Origin of the sequence: Sutterella sp., assembly GCF_030539355.1 — a bacterium.
Classification (GTDB): Bacteria; Pseudomonadota; Gammaproteobacteria; order Burkholderiales; family Burkholderiaceae_F; genus Sutterella.
In genome coordinates this window covers 23733-28918 of sequence record NZ_JAUNSF010000023.1, presented here as the reverse complement: position 1 = coordinate 28918, position 5186 = coordinate 23733, and the positions used below count along the sequence as shown (strand labels likewise).

The window sequence follows — 5186 nt, the reverse complement described above, 5'->3', positions numbered from 1 at the left end:
GGCGAGCAGAGCACGATCAGTTCGCTCTCGAGGAAGTGCGGATTGAGCTCGAACATGTCGTCTCTGTACACGCACGGCGCCGAGCCGAGCCCGCAGCGGTCGCACCCCGAGCAGGCTGTGACGCGCTTGAACGCGGCGTCAAAGCGGTAGACGTCGACGCCCTGGTCCTTCATGCCGCGAATGAACTCGTCGGCGAGCAGGAACGACGTGCCGCGGCGGTGGGGACTGCCCGTGACGAGGGTCACCTTGCCGCGCGTCGGCGACGCCGCGGCGATGCCCGGGAGCCCCGAGGCCAGCGCCCCGGCGGCGGCCGCGGCACCGGTGCCGAGCACCTCGCGGCGGGTGAGGTTCGTTTCAAGCGACTTCGTGAAATGCAGGATCTCGGTCATGGCGGGGTCTCCTTCTTGTTGTCCGACTTCTCGCCGGATTTCTTTCCGAGGGGTCTCCGGGGAAGGCGGGGATTTCTGAATTTTCTCTTCAGATGCGCACGAGCCGGTAGGCGCGGCTGCCGGCGCCGCAGCGCTCGAGGTCCTCGAGCTGCAGGTAGCCCGAGTCGATCTTCTCGCGCGTGGTGAGCTTCCTCGCCGCGTCGGGCGGGAGCCCCCAGATCAGATCGCAGGCGGCCTGGTCACAGGCGACGGGGTCGAGCGAGGCGAGGATGCCGAGGTCGCCGCCCTTCGGGGTGACGCCGCCGTACGGGTCGGCCTTGAGGCCCGTGATGATGCTCATGCCCACCATCTTCGTGCCCATCGCGGCCCGGATGCCCTTCGTCGCGTCGGCGAGCCTCGAGAAGAACCCTTCCGTGCGCTCGTAGCCCTTCCCGTGCACGCGGGCCTTGCCGTCGGGCGAGGCGAGTCCGATGCCGATGTTCTTCACGACGCCCGTGTAGCCCGCGAAGCTCGGGATCTTGAAGTTCGTGAGCACGACGATGCCGCCGTAGTCATGAAGGAGCGCCGCGGGGACCTCGATCTCGGTCAATTCATTGCCGCCCTCGACGGGAATCGTCTCGTAGCGGTCGTCGCGGTCGAGCACGTCCACCGGGGCGAAGTCCACGCCCTGACGGCGGATCTCCTCGATGTGCGAGGCGGTCCAGCGGCGCGCGCCGCCGAAGTCGCTCGCCCAGTTGCACTCGACGAAGTCGCTCCCGGGGATGTGCTCCTGGAGCGCGCGGAAAAGCGGCAGGTTCACGCGGGCTTCGCCGCCGTGGATCTTGATGCCGATGCGGCCCGAGAGGCCGGCCGAGACGCGCTCGTAGGCCTCGATGAGCTTCTCCGCCGAGACGACGGGGCTGTAGTAGACCTCGGGGGGCTCCGCGGCTGCGGCGGACGCCCGTCCGGCGAGTCCGAGCAAGCCCGCGGCGGCGCCCGCCGCAGTGAGGCGTCGACGAGTGATGGGGAAACCAAGGAGTTCGGTGCGGTCCGGGCTTTTCTTCACATCATTCGTCATGTCTGCCTCTCAAAATGCAAGCGGAATTTCAGTTTCTGGAGTTCCGCCCGTGCGGTGCCCGAGGCACCGCCGGGACGGATTCATCAGGGAACGGTGAGAACCTTCTCCTCGGCGAGGCGCTTCGCGCGCTCCCCGAGGATGCGCTTCACCTCGACGGCGGCTGCCTCGCCGAGCGCCCTGTGCTCGGCTTCGGACAAGTGCACCTCGTCGGGCGAGCTCGCCACGGGGACGATCTTCGCGCCCTCCATGAAGTGGCCGCCCAGGGCCTCGACGATCGGCTTCGCGATGCCGGGAAGGGCCTTCGAGAGCTTCTCGCCCTCGGGGAAGCCCTGCTGCCAGATGCTCTTCTCGAACTTGAGCACCGGCGGCGTGATCACGAGCACGTCAGGGACGGGATAGTCGGTGCGGTCCTGCCACTTGCCGCCGCGGACGATCTCCGTCAGGCGCCCGAGACCGAGCGCGATCTCGCCCGCGGTGCGGTCGGCGAGCTTGTGCATGTCGTTCGTTCCGAGCATGATCACGACGAGGTCGAGCGGCAGGTGGCTCGAGAGCGCCGCGGGCAGATACGCCGCGCCGTTCATCGAGACGCCGTGGATGCGGCCCGTGCCGTAGCCGAGCGGCATCTCGACCTCGGTCGTGCGGCCCGAGAGCCCCTCGACGATCACCTCGGCGTCGCCGAGGCTCTTCTTCATCTGGGCGGGCCAGGCGAGGTCCGGATCGAGGCGCGAGATCTTCTCGCCCGTGATCCAGCCGAAGGTGTTCGAGTCGCCGTAGACCATGATGCGTTCGCCGGCGGCGAGCGCCATCGCGGGAATCGCAAGCAGTGCGGCGAGCGTGAGCAGTTTAGGCATAGTCTTCGTTCCTCCTGATTTGCATAGTACAGTCGGGGCGGGTATCCTCATTCGTACTTTTCAATCAGAGAATTGCATTTTTCAGTCAGATGACCGTCAACACTGAAATCTCCGCCCCGGGAACGGATGCTACGCTTCCCGCGCTCTCCCGTGCTGCCGGGGCACTCATGAGAAGACTTCCCTTCCCGACGGTGCTCGCGACCGACATTCCCGGCGTGAGCTTCTACCGGCGCGAGTCGGTGAACGCCGAGGGGATCTACATCACCCGGCCCTGCGTGAGCTTTCTCGTGCAGGGCGCTAAGCAGACCTTCGCCGGGGGCCTGACCGCCACCTACCGCGAGGGGAGCTTCCTCATCTGCGCGAGCACGATGCCCGGGCGCTGCTCGGTGATCACGCCGAGCAAGGAGCGCCCCTTCCTCTCGATCGCGATGCCGCTTGACCTCACGGAGCTCGCCCGGATCTTCTCTGAAATCGCCGGGGAACCCGCGGCCCATGCCGCGAACCGCTCAGTGCTCACGCCCCCGGCGCTCGTCACGGGCCGGCAGACCCCGGAGATGGCCGGCGCGGTGCTTCGTCTCATCGAGGCCGCGGCCGAGCCGCTCCGCGCAAAGTACATCGGTCCGCTCATCGTGAAGGAGCTTCACTTCCTCCTCGCACTCTCGCCCGAGGGCGCGGCGCTCAGGCCGCTCTGCACCGCGCGCACGGCCGCCAACCGCATCGCGCTTGTCGTCAAGGAGATGGAGGCCGACATCGCCCGCGACATCTCACCCGAGGAGATCGCCCGCTCGATCGGCATGTCGTCCGCAGTCTTCCACCGCCGGTTCCGCGAGACCACGGGGCTCTCGCCCGTGCAGTTCCAGAAGCGCCTCAGGCTCTTCCGTGCGCAGGAGCTGATGGTGACCGAGGGACGGCGCGTCTCCGAGGCCGCAGCCGCCGTGGGCTACCGCAGCGCCTCGCAGTTCACGCGCGAGTACGCGCGGGAATTCGGCGCGACGCCGCGCCAGGACGCGGAGGAACGCCGCCGCCAGCTCGCCTCGGGAGGCTCGGCCGAGGACTCGATCTAAGCCCTCGGGCGGCGGCGCGCCGCTTCAGGCGCGCTGCTTTCCGGCGGTGATGAGGAGGAATGCCGCCGCGCAGACGAGGTACACGACGCCCACCGTCACCGCCGCCATCGGCGCGCTCATGTACACCAGAAGGGCGCCGAGCACGATGGGCCCGAAGGTCTTGCCCACGCGTTGCGAGACCTCGTAGAGACTCATCATGCGGTCGATGCCCACGCGCCGGACGACATCGAGACTCACGAGGTACGAACTGAAGCAGCTGATGCAGGCGGCCATGCCGAGACCCTGCACCACCGCGCCGAGCGAGAAGCCGATCAAGGGCGTCGAGACGCACGAGATGATCGCGCCCGAGGCGGTGATCACGGCGGCGACGACGATCGCGGTGCGCTTGCCCGGCAGTTTCCCGAGCATCGTGCCCATCCAGGTGCCGAGGAAGATGAGCGGCAGCGACCGCAGCATGTAGACGCGGCCGATGTCGGACTGCAGGCAGTCCGCTTGGGCGAGGTATACCGGCGCGAGGTAGGTGCAGCAGCCGATCAGGATGATCTGGTACGGGATCACGAGAAGCACGAAGAACGCGAGGAGCCGCCGGTCGCAGAGATTGCGAAGCAGCTCCCCGAGGCGCATCGGCACGGGCTGACGCGAGGGGTCGTCGAGCGAGACGTTCCTGCCGGGCAGGAAGAACACGGGCAGCGCGACGCTCAAAAGCATCACGGCCGCCTCGAGAAGGAAGACCGGCGTGAAGCCGATGCGCTCTGCGAGGAGGGCGCCAAGCGCGCAGCCGGTGAGCGACCCCGAGCAGATGCCGGCCTCGACGTCGACCAAGAGCTTCTTTCTCACCGCGCAGGCCTGCGCCGTGATGAGGCAGAGGCCCCAGCCGAGGCCCACCACGAGACGGGCGGCGATGAACATCCACGGCAGATCGGTGAAGAAGCAAAGCAGGCTGCCCGCGCCCGATACGGCGAGACCCACGGTCATGAGGAGCCGGGCGCCGGCGCGCCTGAGCCACCCGCCCCCGAAGAAGACCGAGATGCCGATGCCGGCCATGATCGCCGAGACCGCGAGCGCCATCATGACGGTGCGCGACGGCGAGTCCGGGGGGAGCAGTTCCGCCATCCGGAGCGGCTGGAAGGAGACCGAGAGATCGGTGCCGATCACGCCGAAGAAGCAGAGGGGCCGCAGGAGCCCCATCGACTCGACGGTGAATCCCCGCCCCTCCTTCGGCAGCGCCCGCCAGGCCGAGAAACGCGTGAGCAGATAGAAGAGCTCCACCATGAAGATGAACGAGATGGCTCCCACGGTGAGAAGGTCGAGCGCCGAGAGGCGGAGCGCCTCGAGCCAGGGCGCGCGCAGCAGCGTCACCCGGAGCGACGGCGCGGCCTCGACGGACAAGGCGTCCTCGGAGAGCGCGCTCGGGAGCGCAAAGACCCTCGGCTCCCCGAGAAGCTCGGTTCCCTCGGGAACGCTTGCGGCGATTCTGCCGCCGTCAGGGGCGACGATCTCGAAGGCCGCGAGGTTGCCCTCGGCCTCGGCCGCACGCTTCAGATACGCGTCGATGCGGTCGGTGCTCTCGATCGAGATGCCCACGGTGACGAGCCGCGCGAGCGAGTCGGTGAGGACCTCACCCGTGCGGAAGGCATCCTCACGCGCGCGCTGCGTGTATCCGGAGGAAACCGTGTGGAGCGCCGCAGCGGCGTTGGCGAGCATCACGACGAGGAAGAGCACCATGCAGGCGATCTGCGAACCGCGCGAGAGATCGGCGACCCGCTCCCTGCGACGGCCGCGCTCGAAGTGACTGATGAGGCCGCCGAGGATGATGACACCGGCG

Annotated in this window: 5 protein-coding genes; 1 reads left to right on the top strand and 4 read right to left on the bottom strand. The window is 68.1% G+C overall.

Annotation, left to right across the window (positions count from 1 at the left end; genetic code table 11):
- The 3 genes from Q4F91_RS05675 to Q4F91_RS05665 all read right to left on the bottom strand — a co-directional run.
- On the bottom strand, positions 1 to 389 hold a 389-nt coding region (locus Q4F91_RS05675), incomplete at its 3' end, for a flavodoxin family protein (RefSeq protein ID WP_368660975.1).
- An 88-nt stretch (positions 390 to 477) separates the two neighbouring features.
- Positions 478 to 1446, bottom strand: a complete 969-nt coding sequence (locus tag Q4F91_RS05670) for a DUF362 domain-containing protein (protein ID WP_303335493.1) — start codon at positions 1444 to 1446, stop codon at positions 478 to 480.
- Between the two features lie 83 nt (positions 1447 to 1529).
- Positions 1530 to 2297 carry a GDSL-type esterase/lipase family protein gene (locus Q4F91_RS05665; RefSeq protein WP_303335490.1) on the bottom strand — a complete coding sequence of 256 codons (768 nt, stop codon included), beginning with the start codon at positions 2295 to 2297 and terminating at the stop codon, positions 1530 to 1532.
- Positions 2298 to 2386: 89 nt separating this feature from the next.
- Between Q4F91_RS05665 and Q4F91_RS05660 the strand changes: the two genes are divergently transcribed.
- Entirely contained in the window at positions 2387 to 3361 is a 975-nt protein-coding gene (locus Q4F91_RS05660; protein WP_303335488.1) for an AraC family transcriptional regulator, read from the top strand.
- Between the two features lie 24 nt (positions 3362 to 3385).
- On the opposite strand, the gene Q4F91_RS05655 is transcribed toward Q4F91_RS05660, so the two are convergent.
- A partial coding sequence (locus Q4F91_RS05655; protein WP_303335485.1) for an MFS transporter occupies positions 3386 to 5186 on the bottom strand: 1801 nt, incomplete at its 5' end.